At 58.8% G+C, this 19,688-nt stretch carries 17 protein-coding genes and 1 tRNA gene; 10 read left to right on the top strand and 8 right to left on the bottom strand.

The annotated features are described in order from the left end of the window. Nucleotides 1-171 precede the first annotated feature (171 nt). Nucleotides 172-1,569, top strand: a complete 1,398-nt coding sequence (locus DA915_RS10830; protein WP_107675809.1) for an MATE family efflux transporter — start codon at nt 172-174, stop codon at nt 1,567-1,569. Nucleotides 1,570-1,606: 37 nt separating this feature from the next. Here the strand turns inward: DA915_RS10830 and carA are convergent, their stop codons facing one another. Beyond that, nucleotides 1,607-2,812: a glutamine-hydrolyzing carbamoyl-phosphate synthase small subunit gene (gene carA / locus DA915_RS10825; protein ID WP_004430447.1), complete on the bottom strand. Its 1,206-nt coding sequence runs from the start codon at nt 2,810-2,812 to the stop codon at nt 1,607-1,609. Between the two features lie 335 nt (nt 2,813-3,147). Here carA and DA915_RS10820 point away from each other — a divergent pair, with 335 nt between their 5' ends. Beyond that, a complete protein-coding gene (locus DA915_RS10820) occupies nt 3,148-3,600 on the top strand; it encodes a GatB/YqeY domain-containing protein (protein WP_004430448.1) in 453 nt (150 codons plus the stop codon). A 285-nt stretch (nt 3,601-3,885) separates the two neighbouring features. Here the strand turns inward: DA915_RS10820 and DA915_RS10815 are convergent, their stop codons facing one another. Then, nucleotides 3,886-4,215: a BrnA antitoxin family protein gene (locus tag DA915_RS10815; protein ID WP_107675808.1), complete on the bottom strand. Its 330-nt coding sequence runs from the start codon at nt 4,213-4,215 to the stop codon at nt 3,886-3,888. Further along, nucleotides 4,178-4,459: a BrnT family toxin gene (locus DA915_RS10810; RefSeq protein ID WP_107675807.1), complete on the bottom strand. Its 282-nt coding sequence runs from the start codon at nt 4,457-4,459 to the stop codon at nt 4,178-4,180. The genes DA915_RS10815 and DA915_RS10810 overlap by 38 nt, the downstream gene beginning before the upstream one ends. 198 nt (nt 4,460-4,657) lie before the next feature. Between DA915_RS10810 and dnaG the strand changes: the two genes are divergently transcribed. From dnaG to DA915_RS10790, 3 genes are all read left to right on the top strand, one after another. Continuing rightward, on the top strand, nt 4,658-6,643 hold the full coding sequence (gene dnaG / locus DA915_RS10800; RefSeq protein WP_107675806.1) for a DNA primase: 1,986 nt from the start codon (nt 4,658-4,660) through the stop codon (nt 6,641-6,643). A gap of 393 nt (nt 6,644-7,036) precedes the next feature. Next, nucleotides 7,037-9,091: an RNA polymerase sigma factor RpoD gene (rpoD, locus tag DA915_RS10795; protein ID WP_003494761.1), complete on the top strand. Its 2,055-nt coding sequence runs from the start codon at nt 7,037-7,039 to the stop codon at nt 9,089-9,091. A gap of 195 nt (nt 9,092-9,286) precedes the next feature. Continuing rightward, entirely contained in the window at nt 9,287-10,207 is a 921-nt protein-coding gene (locus DA915_RS10790; RefSeq protein ID WP_192886462.1) for a DUF930 domain-containing protein, read from the top strand. A 148-nt stretch (nt 10,208-10,355) separates the two neighbouring features. On the opposite strand, the gene DA915_RS10785 is transcribed toward DA915_RS10790, so the two are convergent. Beyond that, the gene (locus tag DA915_RS10785; RefSeq protein WP_107675804.1) at nt 10,356-12,908 is read right to left on the bottom strand and encodes an HWE histidine kinase domain-containing protein; all 2,553 of its coding nucleotides are present in this window, start codon (nt 12,906-12,908) and stop codon (nt 10,356-10,358) included. Between the two features lie 253 nt (nt 12,909-13,161). Between DA915_RS10785 and DA915_RS10780 the strand changes: the two genes are divergently transcribed. Together DA915_RS10780 and DA915_RS10775 are read left to right on the top strand one after the other, a co-directional pair. Next, on the top strand, nt 13,162-13,584 hold the full coding sequence (locus tag DA915_RS10780; protein WP_060725123.1) for a secondary thiamine-phosphate synthase enzyme YjbQ: 423 nt from the start codon (nt 13,162-13,164) through the stop codon (nt 13,582-13,584). A gap of 152 nt (nt 13,585-13,736) precedes the next feature. Beyond that, the gene (locus DA915_RS10775) at nt 13,737-14,072 is read left to right on the top strand and encodes a hypothetical protein (RefSeq protein ID WP_004430463.1); all 336 of its coding nucleotides are present in this window, start codon (nt 13,737-13,739) and stop codon (nt 14,070-14,072) included. A gap of 168 nt (nt 14,073-14,240) precedes the next feature. Here the strand turns inward: DA915_RS10775 and DA915_RS10770 are convergent, their stop codons facing one another. Further along, entirely contained in the window at nt 14,241-14,984 is a 744-nt protein-coding gene (locus DA915_RS10770; protein ID WP_107675803.1) for an SIMPL domain-containing protein, read from the bottom strand. A gap of 177 nt (nt 14,985-15,161) precedes the next feature. On the opposite strand from DA915_RS10770, the gene DA915_RS10765 reads away from it, so the two are divergent. Beyond that, nucleotides 15,162-15,237 (top strand) — tRNA-Ile (locus tag DA915_RS10765). Between the two features lie 159 nt (nt 15,238-15,396). Here the strand turns inward: DA915_RS10765 and DA915_RS10760 are convergent. Continuing rightward, on the bottom strand, nt 15,397-15,768 hold the full coding sequence (locus DA915_RS10760; protein WP_004430631.1) for a hypothetical protein: 372 nt from the start codon (nt 15,766-15,768) through the stop codon (nt 15,397-15,399). A 212-nt stretch (nt 15,769-15,980) separates the two neighbouring features. Continuing rightward, complete coding sequence (locus DA915_RS10755; protein WP_004430633.1) at nt 15,981-16,613, bottom strand: outer membrane protein; 633 nt, start codon at nt 16,611-16,613, stop codon at nt 15,981-15,983. Between the two features lie 443 nt (nt 16,614-17,056). Here DA915_RS10755 and DA915_RS10750 point away from each other — a divergent pair, with 443 nt between their 5' ends. Both DA915_RS10750 and DA915_RS10745 read left to right on the top strand, forming a co-directional pair. Then, complete coding sequence (locus tag DA915_RS10750) at nt 17,057-17,509, top strand: hypothetical protein (RefSeq protein ID WP_080866314.1); 453 nt, start codon at nt 17,057-17,059, stop codon at nt 17,507-17,509. 210 nt (nt 17,510-17,719) lie between these two features. Further along, a complete protein-coding gene (locus DA915_RS10745; RefSeq protein WP_035212709.1) occupies nt 17,720-18,280 on the top strand; it encodes a dual specificity protein phosphatase family protein in 561 nt (186 codons plus the stop codon). Between the two features lie 133 nt (nt 18,281-18,413). Here the strand turns inward: DA915_RS10745 and DA915_RS10740 are convergent, their stop codons facing one another. Beyond that, nucleotides 18,414-19,673: an AGE family epimerase/isomerase gene (locus tag DA915_RS10740; protein ID WP_162686237.1), complete on the bottom strand. Its 1,260-nt coding sequence runs from the start codon at nt 19,671-19,673 to the stop codon at nt 18,414-18,416. Between the last annotated feature and the right edge of the window lie 15 nt (nt 19,674-19,688).

Below are 19,688 nucleotides of genomic sequence, written 5' to 3'. Positions count from 1 at the left end.
CTAAATTTGTCTTATGTCAGTCAGGCTCGGTCGCGGCGCGACAGATTGCCGTTTTGCGTAAATTTTGATCATCGATCTGCAAAGGTTGCGTGCAGGAAGGGAATATTTTATTCATCACCATGCTGCCGTTGCGCAATTCGCGGGCAACGGCCAAGGTTCAGGTGAATTACAATGTCTTCGTCGGTTGTTGCAGGAACCGTTCCGTCCGGATCGGGGTCGTGGTTTTCGCATTTCAAGGCTACGCTTGTGCTGGGAATTCCGCTCATCGGCGCTCAGCTCGCGCAGCTTGGCATTCACACCACTGACATGATCATCGTCGGCCAGCTTGGCGCCGAAAAACTGGCGGCCATGGTGTTGGCCGGGCAGTTCTTCTTTGTCGTCTTCATTTTCGGCTCTGGTTTTTCCGTCGCCGTGGTGCCGATGGTGGCGCAGGCCTACGGGCAGGGTGATGCGACGGCGGCCCGTCGCTCACTTCGCATGGGCATGTGGGTGGCGATCGCCTACTGGCTGCTTGCCCTGCCGATCTTCTTTAATGCCGAGCGCATTCTCGTTTCGCTCGGGCAGAACCCCAATGTTGCGGCGCTGACCGGGCATTATCTCGCCATCGCCAAGTTCGGCCTCCTGCCGGCGCTGTTGTTTTACGTGCTGCGCAGTCTCGTCAGCGCCATCGGGCGTGCGGGCATCATTCTTTATGTCACCATCATCATGCTCGTGATGAACGGCGTGCTGGCCTATATGCTGGTATTCGGCCATTTCGGATTGCCGGCGATGGGCATGAACGGCGCGGCCGTCGTTGCCGTCATCGTCAATGCCTTCAGCTTCATTTTCATCGTCGCCTATGTGCAGACGCGCGAGGAAACGACGAAATACGAGCTGTTCGTGCGCTTCTGGCGGCCGGACTGGCACGCGCTTTTTGAAGTGCTGCGGCTTGGTCTGCCGATCAGCATCACCATTCTCGCCGAAGTGACGCTGTTTGCCGCCGCCTCGATCCTGATGGGGCAAATCGGCACCGTGCAGCTTGCGGCGCATGGCATTGCCTTGCAGCTTGCTTCCATCGCCTTCATGATCCCGCTCGGCCTGTCGCAGGCGGCGACCGTGCGGGTGGGCATCGCCCGCGGTCAGGGCGATTTCAAGAATCTCATCCGCGCCGCCATCATGATTTATGCGATCGCCTGCGGTATTGCGATTTGCGGTGGCATCCTGTTTGCGGCCGTGCCGGAATTTCTGGCGAAGTGGTTCCTGGATGCGAAATTGCCCGAGGCGGCGGAAGTGCTTGCCTATGCCAGCAGCCTCGTGGTGATCGCCGGTATCTTCCAGCTGGTCGACGGCATTCAGGCTGTGACGGCAGGTCTGCTGCGCGGATTGAAGGATGCGCGCATTCCAGCGATGCTGGCGCTGATTTCCTATTGGCCGATCGGGTTGGCGCTTGCCTGGATCATGGCTTTTCCGCTCGGCTTTGGCGGACGCGGCGTCTGGTTCGGTTTCGTGATCGGCCTTTCAACGGCGGCCGTTTTGCTCACCATTCGCTTCGTGCTTCTGGTGAAGCGTGAAATGCAAACGGCCCGCTGAAAGCGGGCCGCATAATCTTTCCTGATCTCCGGAGGTATCAGCGCTCGGCGAGCGCTGCCTCACCCTTGTTCTCGCGCAGCAGGTTGACGAAGCGGCGGAAGAGGTAATGGCTGTCCTGCGGGCCGGGCGATGCTTCCGGATGGTGCTGGACGGAAAAGACCGGCTTGCCGACGATGCGCAGGCCGCAATTGGTGCCGTCAAACAGCGAGATATGGGTCTCTTCGACGCCTTCGGGCAGCGACTTGGTATCGACCGCAAAGCCGTGGTTCATGGAGACGATTTCCACCTTGCCTGTCGTGAAGTCCTTGACAGGATGGTTCGCGCCGTGGTGGCCCTGATGCATCTTTTCGGTCTTGGCGCCGACGGCGAGGCCGAGCATCTGGTGACCAAGGCAGATGCCGAAGATCGGCAGATCGCTTTTGATGAGGTTCTGGATAACAGGCACGGCATATTCGCCCGTCGCGGCCGGGTCTCCCGGGCCGTTGGACAGGAACACGCCATCCGGCTTCAGCGCCAGGATGTCTTCGGCCGAAGTCTGGGCAGGAACGACGGTGACCTTGCAATCCAGACCGGCAAAGAGGCGCAGGATGTTGCGCTTGACGCCGAAATCGACGCAGACGACGTGATACTTGGCATCGGCTTCACCGAGCGTGCCGTAACCCTTGTTCCAGACCCAGGGGGTTTCAGTCCAGGTGGAGGACTGGCCGGAGGTCGCTTCGATGGCGAGATCGAGACCAACGAGGCCGCTCCACGCCTTGGCTTCCGCCTTCAGCGCTTCGATGTCGAAGACACCGTTCGGGTCATGGGCGATGACCGCGTTCGGCGCGCCGTTTTCGCGAATCCATGCCGTCAGCGCGCGCGTGTCGATGCCGCAAAGGCCGATGACGCCGCGGGCCTTCAGCCAGGCATCCAGATGCTTGGCGGCGCGGAAGTTCGAGGGATCGGTGATGTCGGCCTTGAAGATGACGCCGACAGCGCCGCGGCGGGCGGCAGGCGTCAGGTCTTCAATGTCTTCCTCATTGGTGCCGACATTGCCGATATGCGGGAAGGTGAAGGTGACGATCTGGCCGAGATAGGAAGGGTCGGTGAGGATTTCCTCGTAACCCGTGAGCGCCGTGTTGAAGCAGACTTCGGCCTGAACCTTGCCGGTTGCGCCGATGCCTGTTCCCTCGATCACTGTGCCATCGGCAAGAACAAGCATTGCGGTCGGTTTGCGGGTAGTCCAGGGCGCTGTCTCGGTCATCTCGTTCCGTTTCTGCCGCTTCGCACCCCGCCTCTTGAAAGGCAGGGGGTAAGGGGCCATTTTTGTCGCAGGCTTCGTGACATAAAGGGGCGCGCGATAAAGCTCGCGTTCCGACCCTTCGTTAAAATCTCGTGCAGGTGCCGGAAAATAACGAAAGCAGCCCAAGCGGTCAACCGCAGGTCCAAGATTTACGCGGATTTAAGCTGTCGTAGATTCAATGGCTTATGCAATTGATTTGCTTGAGCGTGTTTGCTCGTTTATGTCGTTGCGAAAAATAAGGCGGAAAGTTTGCCGATCAGGAAGCTGCGGAACGGGCTTTCCCAAGGAGAAGAAAAATGCTGCGCGACGTGTTCGCTAATACTTTGAAAGATGCGCTGAAGGCTCGTGACGCCCGACGTACATCGACCGTGCGTCTCATCCAGACGGCCATCAAGGATCGCGATATCGCCAATCGCGGCGTGGGCAAGGACCCCGTCAGCGATGAAGATATCATGCAGATCCTGACCAAGATGGTAAAGCAGCGGGAAGAATCCGCCACCATCTATGAAGGTGCCGGCCGTCCCGAGCTTGCCGCTCAGGAGCGCGAGGAAATCGTCATCATCAAGGAATTCATGCCGGAAGAAATCCCGGCCGAGAAGGTGCGCGAACTCTGCCAGGCCGTTATCACGGAGACCGGCGCTTCCGGCCTGCGCGACATGGGCAAGTGCATGAATGCGCTGAAAGAGCGTTATCCGGGCCAGATCGACTTCGCGAAAGCCTCCGGTGTCGTCAAGGATTTGCTGAAGTAATTTTCGGTGCTCCGAAAAAGTAAAGGCAGGGCAGATGTGGGCTGCCCTGCCTTTTTTCTGTCGACGAAAACGCATTCCGGCGGATCAGAATGCTCTCAAGCGCAGGCGTTTTTTCGGGGGACGTGCCTGCGGGCGTCGGCAGATTTCTGCGAAAATTCATCGCTCTGTCTGTAAGTATGTTTTTACATCGCGGCTGCGTGGCACTCAAATTACAAAAACATAATTTTTGGTGATGTTGCGGCGCCACAAATTTGCCCGAAGCAGGCGCAAAGGGCGTTGCCACGCTTAGCCCTGCCGCTTTTTCTGCTCATGCACATAGTGGCGCAGGACGGCATTCATGCGGGTCTGATAACCTTTCCCGGTGGCCTTGAAGAAATCCACGACATCCTGATCGACGCGAATGGAAATTGACTGTTTGGGAGTAGGGAAAACCACTTCGGCCTTCGACCAGTCGATATCCTCAAAGCCGGCCCAATCGGGATCGCCGCGCGTGGCGCGGTCGATATCCTCGTCGGTCAGGGCGTCGACGCGTTTCCAGTCCGTTCGGTCGTCGCCCTTGGCGATCTTTTTTTGGATTTTATCCAGGGAATAGCTGACGGTACGTTCTTCGCTCATTTTGTCTCGCCGCTCTTGCCGATATGATCCGGCATACGTCTCCGCGCATCGTATACACGATTGCAATCAATCTGTCCGTTTCCGGACATATCGCCAGAACCCGGCTCTCTCCGTTCTGCTCAGATGTCTTCTCTAGATGGGGCATGGATAAAATCTTTGCCGCTCTCAGAAAGTCGATCCCGTGTTTCTCGATATTGATCAACCGCTTGTTTTCATCCCATTCAAAGGAGATGAAATCCTTCATCACGATTTCCATGCGCTGCCTACAACTGATGTCAGTTCATAGGCACTCATGCACCGAGTATGTATATACACTCGTATATTCTTCTGTATATACACCGATGTCAATTCCGCCTGTGAATAGTGGGTATTGTTTATCTCTCCATTTTGTATTGCGGCTCTTATGCGCTTATATGAAAGACTGGCCTCGAACAGGTAACCCATGCGCTTTTCCAATTCTTTCCTCGATGAGATACGCGACCGCGTGCACATCTCCGATGTGATCGGTCGACGTGTGTCCTGGGACAAGAAGAAGACCAACACGTCGCGTGGGGATTATTGGGCCTGCTGCCCGTTCCATGGCGAGAAAAGCCCGAGCTTTCACTGCGAGGACCGTAAGGGCCGCTACCATTGCTTTGGCTGTGGTGTTTCGGGCGACCATTTCCGTTTTTTGACGGAGCTTGAGGGGCTGAGTTTTCCGGAGGCCGTGCAGCAGATCGCCGATATGGCCGGCATTTCCATGCCGCAGCCCGATCCGCAGGCGGAAAAGCGCGAGCGCGAGCGGACCTCGCTTCAGGACGTCATGGAAATGGCGACCCTGTTCTTTCAGGACCAGTTGCAGACGGCGCTTGGCGCGCGGGCGCGGGCTTACCTGCGCGATCGCGGGTTGACCGGGCGCACCATCGAGACCTTTCGGCTCGGTTATGCGCCGGATAGCCGTAATGCGCTGAAAGAGCATCTGGCAAGCAAGGGCGTGTCGAAGGAACAGATGGAGGCCTGCGGGCTGGTGGTGCATGAGAACGTACCGGTCTCCTATGACCGGTTCCGTGACCGCATCATGTTCCCGATCCTGTCCTCGCGGGAAAAGGTGATCGCCTTTGGCGGTCGCGCGATGGCTTCGGATGCCGTGGCGAAATATCTGAACTCCAACGAGACTGAGCTCTTTCACAAGGGCAATGTTCTCTACAATTTCGCCCGCGCCCGGCGTGCGTCGCAGGCGGCAGGTGGTTCTGTCATTGCCGTCGAAGGTTATATGGACGTCATCGCGCTTTATCAGGCGGGTGTCGAAAATGCCGTCGCGCCGCTCGGCACGGCGCTGACGGAAAGCCAGCTCGATCTCCTCTGGAAGATGTCGCCGCAGCCGATCCTCTGCTTTGATGGTGACGGTGCCGGCATTCGCGCCGCCAACCGTGCCGCCGATCTCGCTTTGCCGCATATCAAGCCGGATCGGTCGGTCAGCTTTGCGCTGCTGCCCGATGGCAAGGATCCGGACGATCTCGTGCGGCTGGAGGGGCGCGCGCCGTTTGACCGGGTATTGTCCGAAGCCAAGCCGCTTGCGGCGATGATCTGGAGCCGCGAGACGTCAGGCGTCACCTTTGATACGCCGGAAAAACGCGCCCAGCTCGAAAGCCGGCTGCGGCAGATTGTTGCCGTGATCGGCGACGAGGCCGTGCGGCGGTTTTACCAGCAGGATATGCGTGACAGGCTGAATGGCTTTTTCCAGCCACGTTTTCAGCAGGGCGGGACACAGAACGGCAATTTCCGCCGCAATGGCGCGCAGCCGACGGGACGTGGCTTCCAGCGCAATGCGCCAGGGCGTGGCGGGGCGATGGCAGCACCAACCAGCAGCATTTCCGATCGCCTGGCGCAATCGGGCCTTGTCAGGGGCTATCAGACCAAGCCTTCGCTCCGGGAAAGCGTTCTCGCCATCACCATCGTCAACCATCCCGAACTGCTGCTCGAGGAATATGACGAGATCGCCGCTATCGATTACGAGAACCGCGATCTGCAGCGCCTGTGGTCGACGGTGCTGACCTATGCGGCGGAAAGTGCCGCGGAGATTTCGCGAGCAGGGCTGATCGAGCGGCTGTCGCAGCACGAGTTCGAGGTGCTTTTGAAAGCCATGGACCAGCAGGTACGCAATGCCCGCCTGTGGACCGCAACTGAACAGGCGGCGATGGAGGATGCGCGTGAAGGCTACGTGCAGGCGCTTTCCCTCCACAAACGGACAAAATCCCTGCTCTGGCAGAAACGCGAGCTGGAGCGGGAAATAGCCGAAGCGACGGATGACGAGCGCGGCACACTGCTGGTGCGCGCTCTGGCCGAGGTCCAGCTGGAAATCGGCCGCATGGAAAACCAGGAAGCGATCATCGATGGTTTCGGGGTCATGTCCGGCCGGGTGAAGGGGCCGGCTGTTGGCCATGGCTGAGGATGGTCGGCAGAATTGAAAGGTGTTTGGGGTTGCCTTTTGCGGCAAGCGTCCTAAATAGGGGATAGTTTGGTGATAACCCGCAAAATGCGGCTCTTTTTAAGAATTTCCGTGTCTGTCTCGCCCGCAAAGGCTTGACGGGGCGGGAAATAGCGGGAATCACCATTTCAGGAAAAGTAAGGTGGAATGAGCCTTGGCGGATAGAAATTGCATGAGCAAGCATTTCCGGGTGCACTGTCTTTGCATTCTGCCTGAGGCTGCCGTGGTTAATCGGCAATTAAAGATCACTCCGTTAGGTGTCTGACAGTGATTCGCGGCAAACCGCTGGATGCTCAAGGGGCGGACGGCGATGCGGCGGAACAGGTGTTAGCGTCAGGGAAAGCGACGAGATAGATGGCAACCAAAGTCAAAGAAAACGAAGAAGCAGAAAACGAACGCGACGGTGCGACGGACGGCCCGCTTCTCGACCTTTCGGATGACGCGGTCAAGAAAATGATCAAGGCCGCCAAGAAGCGCGGCTATGTGACGATGGACGAGCTGAATTCCGTCCTGCCGTCCGAAGAGGTGACTTCCGAGCAGATCGAAGACACGATGGCGATGCTGTCCGACATGGGCATCAATGTCATCGAGGACGAGGATGCCGAAGAGGCAACCGCGAGCGACGACGACAGCGATTCCGACGGCGAAGAGTCCGAAGGTGGCGAACTCGCTCCCTCCGGCGGCACCGCACTTGCGACCGCGAAGAAGAAAGAACCGACCGACCGTACCGATGACCCGGTGCGCATGTATCTGCGCGAAATGGGTTCCGTCGAGCTTCTGTCGCGCGAGGGCGAAATCGCCATCGCCAAGCGTATCGAGGCCGGCCGCGAAACGATGATTTCGGGCCTTTGCGAAAGCCCGCTGACGTTCCAGGCGCTGATCATCTGGCGCGACGAACTGAATGAGGGCACGACGCTTCTGCGCGAGATCATCGATCTCGAAACGACCTATTCCGGTCCGGAAGCCAAGGCGGCTCCCCAGTTCCAGAGCCCGGAAAAGATCGAGGCTGACCGCAAGGCCGCCGAAGAGAAGGAAAAGACCCGCAAGCTGCGTGCGCCGACCGGTGACGAAGATGTGACTGATGTGGGCGGCGATGGCCTTCCGCCGGAAGAGGAAGAAGAGGACGACGACGAGTCCAATCTTTCGCTTGCCGCGATGGAAGCCGAACTGCGTCCGCAGGTCATGGAAACGCTCGACACTATCGCTGACACCTACAAGAAGCTGCGCAAGCTTCAGGACCAGCAGGTCGAGGCGCGTCTTGCCTGCACCGGGACGCTGTCTTCCGGCCAGGAGCGTCGTTACAAGGAACTGAAGGATCAGCTGATCACGGCCGTCAAGTCGCTGTCGTTGAACCAGAACCGTATCGACAGCCTTGTCGAGCAGCTTTACGATATTTCGAAGCGCCTGATGCAGAACGAAGGCCGTCTGCTGCGCCTTGCCGAATCCTACGGCGTCAAGCGCGACAGCTTCCTCGAGCAGTATCACGGTGCGGAACTCGATCCGAACTGGATGAAGTCGATCGCCAATCTGGCCGCCCGCGGCTGGAAGGAATTCGCCCGCGAGGAAAGCAACACGATCCGGGAAATCCGTCAGGAAATCCAGAACCTCTCCACGGAAACCGGCATTTCCATCGCCGAATTCCGCCGCATCGTTTCGATGGTGCAGAAGGGTGAGCGCGAAGCGCGTATCGCCAAGAAGGAGATGGTCGAGGCCAACCTGCGTCTCGTGATCTCGATTGCGAAGAAATACACTAACCGTGGTCTTCAGTTCCTCGATCTCATTCAGGAAGGCAATATCGGCCTGATGAAGGCGGTCGACAAATTCGAATATCGCCGCGGTTACAAGTTCTCGACCTATGCGACCTGGTGGATCAGGCAGGCGATCACCCGCTCGATCGCCGACCAGGCGCGCACCATCCGTATTCCGGTGCACATGATCGAGACGATCAACAAGATCGTTCGTACCTCGCGCCAGATGCTGCACGAGATCGGCCGCGAGCCGACCCCGGAGGAACTGGCCGAGAAGCTGGCCATGCCGCTTGAGAAGGTGCGCAAGGTTCTGAAGATCGCCAAGGAGCCGATCTCGCTCGAAACCCCCGTGGGTGACGAAGAGGATTCGCATCTCGGTGACTTCATCGAGGACAAGAATGCGCTGCTGCCGATCGACGCCGCCATTCAGGCGAACCTGCGCGAGACGACGACCCGCGTATTGGCTTCGTTGACGCCGCGTGAAGAACGCGTTCTGCGCATGCGCTTCGGCATCGGCATGAACACCGACCATACGCTGGAAGAAGTCGGCCAGCAGTTCTCGGTTACCCGCGAACGTATCCGTCAGATCGAAGCGAAGGCGCTGCGCAAGCTGAAGCATCCGAGCCGCTCCAGAAAGCTCCGCAGCTTCCTCGACAGCTAAGCTTTTGCTTCCTTTAAAATTGAACCCGGTCAGTCACCTCTGGCCGGGTTTTTTGTTTCCCGCACTGGCGAACTCTGCGACAAGCCTTATGTGTGAAAACAGGCATTCCGCTTTTATTGGAAATGCTCCGGTTCGATTTGGTTCGATGAGATGCAACAGGTTTCGGCAGGCAGATGGCGGTGGAAGGGATGGGCTGTGCCCGTCTCCGTTCTCCTGCATCTTGCCGTTGTTGCGATCTTCCTTTTCGAACTGCCCGAGCGGATAGTCGAACCGCAGGAGCCGGAGAGCATCAGCGTCGATCTGGTGCCGCCGCCCGAGGAGAAAAAGGCGGAAGAGGCGCCGCCACCGGGTGAAGAGAAGGCGAAAGAGGAAAAGCCGCAACCTCCGCCACCACCGCCGGCCCCGCCGGCCGAAGAAGCGAAACCTTCGCCGCCGCCGCAGGCGACGTTGCCGGCCATCGCCATGCGACCGGAAGAGACGCAGGCGGACCCTGAAGACAAGCCAGGCAAGACCGAGGAAGCGGAAAAGACCGAGCCTTCTGAGGAGCCTGCAAGCCAGCCTGAGAAAACGGCTGAGGAAAAACCCGCGCCTCCCGCCGCCAACAGCGATCTTCAGGCTTCTGCCGAGCAGGGCGAGATTGCGGTTTCGCCGCTGAAGGAGGAGGCTCCGCCGGAGCAACCGCCTGTGCCGCAGGCAAAACCGGCTGATGAAAAGCCTGCTGAGGTGGAGGAAAAGAAGCCCGCGAAACTTCCGGCGGCCAAAAACCTTCTGTCTTCGTCCATGCTGTCACTGGCCCAGAGACGCCAGATGTTCGGCGATCTGCCGCCGCGTCGTCGCATCGTTCAGCTTTGCAGCACCGAAGCTCTGGCGCAGATTCAGGGGGCGGGTTTTGTCGCCAGAGGCATGATCCCCTATTCGGACACGGGCGGCAGGATTTCCGGAAATTCGATCGATGCTTCCGGCGGCGCGTTCAACACGGGCAATGGTTGGCACGATGTGTCGTTCCAGTGCGAAGTCGATCTGGAAAACTACACCGTGACGGAATTCCGGTTTAAAATCGGCAATGAAGTCAGCCCGGAAGATGCGAAAAAGCGGGGCTTTACGAGATTTCAGTGAGAGCGGGTTTCTAAATTTTTGAGGGTCGGCAGTCGGTTTCACGACCTCCCTCTCGTCATCCTTGGGCTTGTCCCAAGGATCTAAGCACGTCGAGACAATTAATAGGTTGCGGGTCCTCGGGATAAAGACCGAGGATGACGCCGCGTTCCTATGCCCGCTCCGTATCCCCCACCAGAAGCCCGATGCCGGCCATCAGCGCATCCTCGTCATAGGGCTTCCTGATAACAGGCACATTGCCGAATTCATCCGGCACCATGCTGCCATCCGCATAACCGGTGGCGAAAAGGAATGGAATGCCGCGCCGGTGAAGTTCCCGGGCAATGGGGATTGAGGTATCGGAACCGAGATTGATGTCGAGAATGGCCACGTCAGGCACGTAGCTCTTCAGTTTTTCAAGTGCCATTGCCGACGAGGTTGCCGTTTCTATGGTTTTGATGCCGTTATCCTCCAGCATGTTCTCGACATCCATGGCGATCAGCATCTGATCTTCGACGAGTAATACTTTCAACGGCTCCTCCCGGTTATATCGTCTGGGCTGCGGTGCGGTTTCATCCTCGGTTTGCGCACTGGAGGCAACCGTCGCCGATGAGACGTGACGGGAGGGCAGGAAAATTTCCGCCTCCAGCCCATCAGGCAAATAGCGCATGGTGCTGCGCCCGCCGAGATCGTAGGGGATGCTGCGGCTGATGAGCGCCGTGCCAAAACCGGCGCGCGACGGGGTAGGCAGTTTGGTGGGCAGGATTTCGCGCCACCCAATCTCGCAATCGCGGTTTTCGCTGATCTGCCAGCGTACATGCAATTGCCCGCCATTTTGCGAAAGCGCGCCGTATTTGGCGGCATTCGTCGCCAGTTCGTGCAGAACCAGCGCCATCACGGAGAAAGCGCGTGAATCGAGCGTGACCTGAGGCCCCTCAAGTTTCACCGTCGTTTCCGGCGAGCGATGGGGCGACAATTCGGCGTCCAGAAGATCGCGAAGCGCGCCGCCGCCTTCACCGCGTATGATCTGGTCATGGGCAAAGGACAATGCCTGAATGCGGCCCTTCAGCGCGGTGACATATTCCTGCAGGGTCTTGCCCTCCTGCGAGGGATTGCCGACCAGCGATTTGATGATGGCGAGAACATTCTTGACGCGGTGGTTGAGTTCCTCGTTCAGCATGCGCTGGCGCACTTCGGCGCGTTCCCTTTCGCCCGCCATCAGCTCGCTGTGATGGAATGCGACCTCGACCAGCGCAATTCTGGCGGCTTCGGCGATTTCCCGGTCGGCTTCCGACCAGGGCTGCGCCTGCAGACGCACCGTCTCTTTCCAGATCGCAAAGCTTTTGCGCGGCGTGAGACGATCCCCCATCGGGCCGGTCTCGTAGGATTTTTCCGGATTGCCGGCCCAGTTCAGGTTCTGCACGATCTCCTTGCGGAAAAAAAGAAGATAGTCGTTCTTTACCTGCGAGAGCGGAATGGCGAGCATTCCGGCCGCGGTGCCGGCGTAGATTTCCGCTTCCGGTATCGCCTGCGACAGCGCATGGGTCGCCCAGACCTTGCCTTCGGAAGCCGAGGCGACGAAACGCGCCAGCCTTGGAATGGCGTCATGCGGCGGCGTTGCGCCATGGCAGTGCCAGTTGTTTCCCACCCACAGGCCAACGCCGTCACACGGCATCAGATCGGCAAAATCCTGGAAACTGTCGATCAGCAGTTCTTCAATATTGGCGTGATGCGCGGCAAGCCGAAGAAAGCGGTCGAGCGCGGCATGGGCGTGGTTGACGGTATCGAGCCTGCGCTTCTGTTTCAGGACCTGCAGATGCATGGAGAAAAATTCCCCGAACATTTCCGCGGCGATCCGGACCGGCATGGTCAGCACGCGCGGGGAATAGTGATGACAGGCGATGAGGCCCCACAGGGCCCCGTCGACAATCACCGAAATGGACATGGAAGCGCCGACACCCATGTTGCGGAGATATTCGCAATGGATAGGCGAGACGCTGCGCAGATGCGCGAAGGACAGATCGAGCGGCTCGCCGGATGCATCGACGGCCGGCAGGACGGGAACGCGGGCGCCGCTGGCATCGGAGATAATGCGAAGCGTGTTCTTGAGATAGAGCGCACGGGCCTGCTGCGGGATGTCGCTGGCGGGGAAATATTGCCCGAGAAAGCTTTCCAGTTCCGGCTGCTTTGCCTCCGACACGACCTTGCCGGCGCCATCTTCCTCGAAACGGTAGATCATCACCCGGTCGTAACCGAGAGTCGCCTTTACCAGCCGCGTCGTTCTGGAAATCAGGCTTTCGACGCTGTCCGCCTCGCGGATGCGGTCCACCATCTTGCGCGCCGTGCCGAGCGGCTGCGTTTCGCTGCCGGAGGGCTCGAATTCGATGATCGTGGTGGACTTGTAGCGGTGAAGCGAAATATCGAAGCTGCGGCCGTCGCCCATTTCCATGGCCGGCAGCATGGCGGGACGCGTGGTTCTGCCGGTGACGGTCAGCGCATTGCGAAGATCGTGGACGAGTTTTTTACCGAGCACGTCCTCGGCGGTTTTGCCATTGATATCGCCGTCGATGCCCAGCAGTTCGCGGCAGTTTTCGGAATGCCGCACCACCATGCGCATGGCGTTATCGCAGGCGATGAGACAGCCATGCGGTTGAATATAGCCTGGGATGTGGATGGGTTCGCGGTCGCAATTGGTCAGGTCGACTTGATAGTCACTGGGTGCCATGAATCAGTCTTTCGCACCCTGTGTCTGTCTGTGCCGAAGATAATCTGGTTGTCGTGAGATGGGAAAGCCTGAATAGTCCATTCTGATAGTGCCAACCCTTCCCCGATTTTTGCAACTGTGACGCCGGTTTTCCGTTGTGCTTTTATGAGCCGCCGTCATGCGATTGTCGTATCCGTGATGTCATCGGATACAATTTGACATGTTGCAACGTTGGCAGCGTCGATTTTGTTCCAAGTTATTTGAAGGAAAAATTGTGCCGCAGAAGAAGATGATCGTCCCCACCCATGGACAGGGCCTTTACGAGTTCACATCCGAGGCCAGGGCATTCGTCAATCATGCCGGGGTGGAGGAAGGCCTGCTGACAATCTTCGTTAGGCACACATCCTGCTCGCTGCTCATTCAGGAAAATGCCGATCCCGATGTGCGGCGTGATCTCATGGTGTTTTTCTCCCGGCTCGTGCCGCCTTCCGATGATCCTTCCATGCGATGGATCATCCACACGCTGGAAGGCCCCGACGATATGCCCGCCCATATCAAATCGGCGCTGACCACGGTTTCCATCGGTGTGCCGATCAGCGACGGCAGGCTTGTGCTCGGCACCTGGCAGGGCCTTTATCTTTTCGAACATCGCGACCAGCCGCATCGGCGGGAAATCGTGCTGCATATCTCGCCGTGATGTCTGGATCCGGATTGATGTATTGCGCGTTAACCTCTCTGAACGCCTGCTGAACATTCGGTTCTGCTGATATTCAGACGGGCGGGTCTAGGGTCTCGTCAATCGCCGGGGGATGTTCCCCTGTCGGCAAAGAAACAAACGGAGTGAAGTTCATGTTCAGCACCTTTGCAAAAGCCGGCCTGGCTACCCTCATAGCCCTCGGTGGAATTTCCTTTACGGCGCCAGCGGCTTCCGCAGGCTCGGATGTCCAGTTCAGAGTTCAGGTTCAGGACGGTTATGGTCATCGTCCCGGCTGGGGCCGTCCGGACCGCCCGCGCCGCGGCTGCTCGGTTTCGCTTGCGGAAGAAAAGGCAAGCCGCATGGGTCTTCGCCGCGCCCGCGTGGTTGATGTATCGCCGCGCCGTGTCGTGGTGGCAGGCTTTGACCGTCGCGGCCGTGATCGTATCGTTTTCGCCAATGAGCGCGGTTGCCCGGTGATCCGGCGCTAACAGCGGCCAGTCTTATCGATCTGCTGATATCCCCGTCGGGCAGAACGATTAAAAAATGCCCCTCGCTTGTCCGGAAAGGCAGGCGAGGGGCATTTCGTTTTGCATCATGCCAATGGCTGAATTCAGGATGGAGGAGGAGCGGCACAGGAGTGCCGCCCGCCGCCGATCTTACTGCTCGAGAGCGAAGGTGACGTTGACCACCACGCTGTAGCTGTTCTCACCCGACGCGATCGGCACGCTGTCGGCTTCCTTCATCATCGAAGCACGCATCACGCCCGCCGGTACCGGCATCGGGCGCTGCGAGTTTTCGCTGATCTGAATGACACGGCCAAGCTTCACGCCCGCCGCTTCCGTCAGCGTCTTCGCCTTGGCCAGCGCATCGGCGACGGCCTGCTTGCGGGCCTCGGTCACCGTCGCTTCGGGCTTGTCATTGGTGAAGGTGATGTCGCCGCCCTGGTTGATGCCGAGCTTGACGGAGGTATCGAGGATCGTGCCGAGCTTCTTCAGGTCGCGCACCCGCACGGTCAGGCCGTTGGATACCTGATAGCCGGTGATCTCGGGCGCAACATAGACGCCGTCCTTGGGTTCATAGTGCTTGTAGAGCGGCTGCACGGAGAAATTGCTGGTCTGCAGGTCGCGGTCTTCAATGGCGGCCTCTTTCAGCGCTTTCAGAACGTCGGCGAGCGCCTTGGAATTTTCGGTAAGAGCCGCAGCCGCGGTCTCCGCCTGCTTGACGACGCTGAAGGACAGGATCGCCATATCAGGGGCAATGGCCGCCTGGCCTTCACCGGAAACACTGATGGTGGCTTCGCGCGGGGAAGCCTCCTGCGCAGACACCTGGGCGGCGAGCGGCATCATGGCAGCTGCGGTCATTGCGGTGAGTGCGAAAAGGCCGGCCGTTTTTGTCTTCATGGTGTTTCCTCGTTGATTGAGTCCCTTTGAAGGGTATTGCCTTAGATTGTGTAGCTAATACGGCGGCGCTGGTTTGGGAAAGCATCAATGGCTTGTCGGGCTCAAAAAATTACGTTAGAGCGTGACCACCGGATTCGAACCATTGCGAAGCCGGTGTTTCGGATCGGTTTTCCGAAAGGGCCTGTAGCTCAATGGTTAGAGCCGGCGGCTCATAACCGCTTGGTTGGGAGTTCGAGTCTCTCCGGGCCCACCATTTTTCTCATATTTTAGACAAAATAGCGAGATTCCAGGCAGCGGATCCCTATTTCCATCGATCATTGCCCTCTTCTGGATTTTTTGTTCCATCCAACAAAAAATCCGACCAGCCGGTTAGGCTGATCGGATCATCAAGATTAAATTTTCGGCTATCGGGTCAGTTACAAACCCGCATACTCTCCGTATGCCAGCCGCCATCATAAGAATTGGGAACGCGGCGGTCTTCGAACCAGCAGCGCGGCGGGGGCGGCGGCGGTGGTTCGTAGTAACGGGGGCCGCCGTTACCGTTGGCGATGGCGCCGCCGATCAGGCCGCCGATGACGCCTGCGGCGAGGCCGCCGGCAATCGCTGCGCCATCATTGTGGCGGCGATGTTCGCGGTAGGGCGGCGGAGGTGGGCCGCCACGGTCATAACCCCGGTCGTAGCGCGGGCGATAGGGATAGTCCTGCGCGGCAGCGGTGCCATAGGATGCAAAAATGCTGCCGGTGGCGACCAGCGCGGCAATAGTGGAAAGAATTATCTTTTTCATCGGGGGCTACTCCATAAGCCTGCTTCGGGAGATAGAGGCTCATTATGCCCGGATGATGGCACGGGACGGGTGAACGGCCTGTGAATATTTCATTTTCAAGCGGTTCATATTTTCCTGATTTCAGACTGCAGGGATCGCGGAAGATGCACGCTTTCCGCAATAAAAAAGCCCGGCGGACGGCCGGGCTTCTTGTCGAAATCCTTCGGTCGCGATCAGAACTTCACGCCGAGACCCACTTTCACAGTGTGCTGGTCGACATCGGTGTTGATACCGAAGATGTCCTTGTCGCTATAGTCGTTGTATCGATATTCCAGCCTGCCGAACACGTTGTCGGTGAAGGCATAGTCCAGACCCGCGCCGACGGTATAGCCGTTGAACGTGGTGCTGTCCTTGCCGGCTCCGGGCGTTTCGATGAAGCCGCGTGTCGCGGTCCAGCCAGCGGTGGCATAGAGCAGGGCGTGGTCGAAGGCATAGCCGACGCGGCCGCGAACGGAACCCTGCCAGTCGGTACCGATCTGCACGCCGGCATAGTCATTGTCGTTCCAGTTATAATCGACATCACCTTCGATGCCGAGCACCAGATTATTGTCGAACTGGTAGTTGTAACCAACGAAGGCGCCGAGAATGCCGCCATCGAAATTATCCGAGGCGACCGGGCCGCCGGCCGAAAAATCGCCATTTGCCCAGCCCGCGCCGCCTTGAATACCAAGATAGGGGCCAGACCAGGTGAAGACCGGCAGGGTTTCCTGCGCGACCGGAGGTGCGGGCGTTTCGTAGACGGCATCCGCGGCCATTGCGGTGCTGGCCGACAGGGCCAGGAGTGACGTTACGATCAGCGTTTTCATCGTTTTTCTCCCTGAGCTGACTGACATCCATAGCATAGATTAGCTGCTTTTAATATGGGGCGGGGTTCGGCGGCTCCAAGAGGCGCTCATGTCCTCCCGGCGTTGCTGCCGTCTTGCCCCGGTTCGCGGCGTTTTATCGCCCCGCCATGCTGTTCTGATGCTGCGAACGCCTTCAGCCGCGTTTGGTTCCCTTTGGTGTTTCGTCAAAGGTTCGGGAAAGTGTTGGGCGGGTGTCACGCTTGGTTGTCTTGACAGCGGGGGACGCGACCATAGAGTTGTGGTTGACTACGGCGGGGCCGGTGCTTTGCGCTGCGCCAGAAGCGGCATAAGCTGCGGCTGAGAGTACACCGCTGCGACCTCCCGGTGAGGGGGATCGTAGCGGGCGGAAAGGGCATGGGAGGATGAGTTCACATGAGGCATTATTTTAGCGGAGGAGGGACGACGTGATTGTCGGAGCCGTTCTCAGCGCCATTCTTCTCCTCACCCTCATTGCGTTTCCGCGGCATCTCAAATCCGTTGTCATCTGCCTGTTGCTGATCTGGACGACCACCGCCGCCTTTGTGATTTATGACTGGCGGCGCGGCAACCAGCGGCTCGACCATATCGTCGCGACCGCCGGCTTCGACGCGGCCTGCCCGGATGCGGCATTGCCAATCCGCCTCAGCTTCCGCAACGACAATAATGTCGCGGTGCAGCGGCTGACCTATACGCTCGAAGGGTTCGAACCGGCCTTCCGTGCCTCCGTCACCTTCGATCCCTATCAGGTGAGCGAAAGACGGATCGAGGCTGGGGAGACGTTCGCGGCCTGCCGTTCCTTCCGGCTGCGCAACAATGAAAGGGTAGAGCCGCAACGTCTGGAATGGCGCGTTACCGTCATATCCGCAGAATTCGACTGAACGGTTCGACTGCTTCCGGCGATCACGGTATTTTGAGAATTTTCGCTCCGGTGAGCGGCCGTCGTAAAACCCTTGCATCACAGTTGCTTCGGGCGGAAAGGTCAACTTCCATCGTCCGCGCCGGAACGGGTCGGGATGGTCGCTGACTTGTTTTCGTCCATTTGCAATGCCACTTCCCCCTTCATTCGATTGATGTCGCGGGTTGATGTTTTGCGTATTGTTCTGAAGTTTCTGAAAATAACGGCCATTGGCCTTGTCGCCCTGCCGGTTCTGGCGGGTGCGCATATGGGCATCGGCCAGCTGACAGGAAATTTCCATGAAGTCATTCCCGGCGAACTCTATCGTTCGGCCCAGCCGAGCGGCAAGGACATCGCGGCCTATGCCAAGGCCTATGGCATCAAGACGATCATCAACCTGCGCGATGAAAAGCGTGAAGGCTGGTATGAAGCCGAAAGCCGCGCGGCGAAAAACAATGGCATCCGGCTTGTCGATTATCCGCTGAGTTCAAGCGAAAAGGTCTCGGTGGAGGATTCGGAAACGCTGGCGGCCGTGCTGCGCAATGCGGAAAAGCCTGTTCTCATCCACTGTGAACATGGCGCCAACCGCACCGGGCTTGCCTCCGCCATCTATGTGGCTGCTGTGGCTGGCAAGGGCGAAGCGGCAGCCGAGTTTCAGCTTTCGCCCTATTACGGGCATGTGCCGATCCCCGGAATCGGGCGCTATGAAATGTACCAGTCATGGGATGATTTCGAGGAAACCATCGGGTTTTGAGGGTTGCTTTATGCTCGACGTCATCCTCGGCCCTGTGCCGAGGATCTAACCACTTTGCGTCCGATGCATAGGCCGCAGATGCTCGGGACAAGCCCGAGCATGACGGCAGAGGGGCTATTGGCCGCAGCGCGCCTTAATAATCCCCGCCGCTTTCCTTGATCACCTTCGTCAGGCTGCCCGTCGCCGGGAAAAGCGGGATGAGGCAGGCCTGGAGCGCATGGTAGATATCGCCCTTGCCTGGGAATAGCGTGTGGGCGGGAACCAGATCTTCCGTCAGTTCCTCGTGCCAGCCGCCATTGGCATGGTCGATGAAGTTGTTGGCGATGGTGCTCCAGATGCGACGATAGCTGTCTTCGTAGAAGCCATCCGCCGGCAGGTTCTCGTTGAGGAAATGGGCCGCACCCGCCGCCTCGGACATGGGCCACCAGAGCTTTGCCCGCTTGTCGGGATTGTCATTCCAGTCCAGCGTATAAAAGAAGCCGCCCTTTTCCCGGTCCCAGCCCAGCGCCATGGACTGCACGAAGAGGGATTTGGCCGCGACAGGCATCCAGTCGTGGCGGCGTTCGCCCAGTATCCACAATTGCAGGATGAGGCGCGCCCATTCCAGCCAGTGACCGGGGGTGGAGCCGGAGGGGCGGAACATTTCGTTGCCGCGATAGTCCTTGTCCAGCGTCCAGTTGTCGTCGAAATGCTCGGGCACGCGGAAATCCAGCTCGCCCGCGCGGCGGCGGATGACGAGATCGGCGATGCGTTCGGCCTTGCTGAGATAGTTATTGTCGCCGGTCACCTCATAGGCGGCCATCAGCGCTTCGGTGAGGTGCATATTGGAGTTCTGGCCGCGATAATTGTCGATGGGCGACCAGTCGCGATTGAATTCCTCGGCGATGGCGCCATGTTTTTCTTCCCAGAAACGACTTTCCAGCACTTCGGTAATATCAGCCAGCATCCGGTCGGCCAGCGGGTGGCCGACGGTCTTGGCGGAAGAGGCGGCCAGAAGCACGAAGGCGTGGCCATAACCCTGCTTGGTGGCGTCCACTGGGCCGGCATCGTTCACCTGCCAGAAATAACCGCCATGTTCGCCATCGCGGTGTTTGTTCCAGAGATAGGTCATGCCGTGGTCGACGATATCGCCGCAGCCCGGCCGGCCGAGCAGGTGGCCGATGGAGAAGCAATGCACCATGCGCGCAGAGGCATGGATGCCGCGCACGGGATCGTTTGCCTGCAGCGGCGCGCCCTTGGCGTCGAGATCGAAGAAACCGCCGGCGGGATTGAGGGCGCGATACTGGAAGAAGTCGAAAAGTCCCTCGGCCTGTTTCACCAGCCACTGGCGGTGCCAGGGCAGGGTATTCCAGTTGCGGCTGTTGTGATCGTCTTCGGGCATTGCGTCCTCCATGCGTTTGCTGCTTCG

The sequence above is a fragment of the Agrobacterium sp. LAD9 genome, from assembly GCF_003031125.1.
Lineage (GTDB): Bacteria > Pseudomonadota > Alphaproteobacteria > Rhizobiales > Rhizobiaceae > Agrobacterium > Agrobacterium radiobacter.
This window is presented reverse-complemented; position numbering and strand designations above follow the sequence as displayed.

What these genes read in the sequence shown, in the direction of transcription:
- DA915_RS10830 (WP_107675809.1), top strand. Translation starts at nt 172, where the DNA reads ATGTCTTCGTCGGTTGTTGCAGGAACCGTTCCGTCCGGATCGGGGTCG.
- carA (WP_004430447.1), bottom strand. Translation starts at nt 2,812, where the DNA reads ATGACCGAGACAGCGCCCTGGACTACCCGCAAACCGACCGCAATGCTT.
- DA915_RS10820 (WP_004430448.1), top strand. Translation starts at nt 3,148, where the DNA reads ATGCTGCGCGACGTGTTCGCTAATACTTTGAAAGATGCGCTGAAGGCT.
- DA915_RS10815 (WP_107675808.1), bottom strand. Translation starts at nt 4,215, where the DNA reads ATGAGCGAAGAACGTACCGTCAGCTATTCCCTGGATAAAATCCAAAAA.
- DA915_RS10810 (WP_107675807.1), bottom strand. Translation starts at nt 4,459, where the DNA reads ATGAAGGATTTCATCTCCTTTGAATGGGATGAAAACAAGCGGTTGATC.
- dnaG (WP_107675806.1), top strand. Translation starts at nt 4,658, where the DNA reads ATGCGCTTTTCCAATTCTTTCCTCGATGAGATACGCGACCGCGTGCAC.
- rpoD (WP_003494761.1), top strand. Translation starts at nt 7,037, where the DNA reads ATGGCAACCAAAGTCAAAGAAAACGAAGAAGCAGAAAACGAACGCGAC.
- DA915_RS10785 (WP_107675804.1), bottom strand. Translation starts at nt 12,908, where the DNA reads ATGGCACCCAGTGACTATCAAGTCGACCTGACCAATTGCGACCGCGAA.
- DA915_RS10775 (WP_004430463.1), top strand. Translation starts at nt 13,737, where the DNA reads ATGTTCAGCACCTTTGCAAAAGCCGGCCTGGCTACCCTCATAGCCCTC.
- DA915_RS10770 (WP_107675803.1), bottom strand. Translation starts at nt 14,984, where the DNA reads ATGAAGACAAAAACGGCCGGCCTTTTCGCACTCACCGCAATGACCGCA.
- DA915_RS10760 (WP_004430631.1), bottom strand. Translation starts at nt 15,768, where the DNA reads ATGAAAAAGATAATTCTTTCCACTATTGCCGCGCTGGTCGCCACCGGC.
- DA915_RS10755 (WP_004430633.1), bottom strand. Translation starts at nt 16,613, where the DNA reads ATGAAAACGCTGATCGTAACGTCACTCCTGGCCCTGTCGGCCAGCACC.
- DA915_RS10740 (WP_162686237.1), bottom strand. Translation starts at nt 19,673, where the DNA reads ATGGAGGACGCAATGCCCGAAGACGATCACAACAGCCGCAACTGGAAT.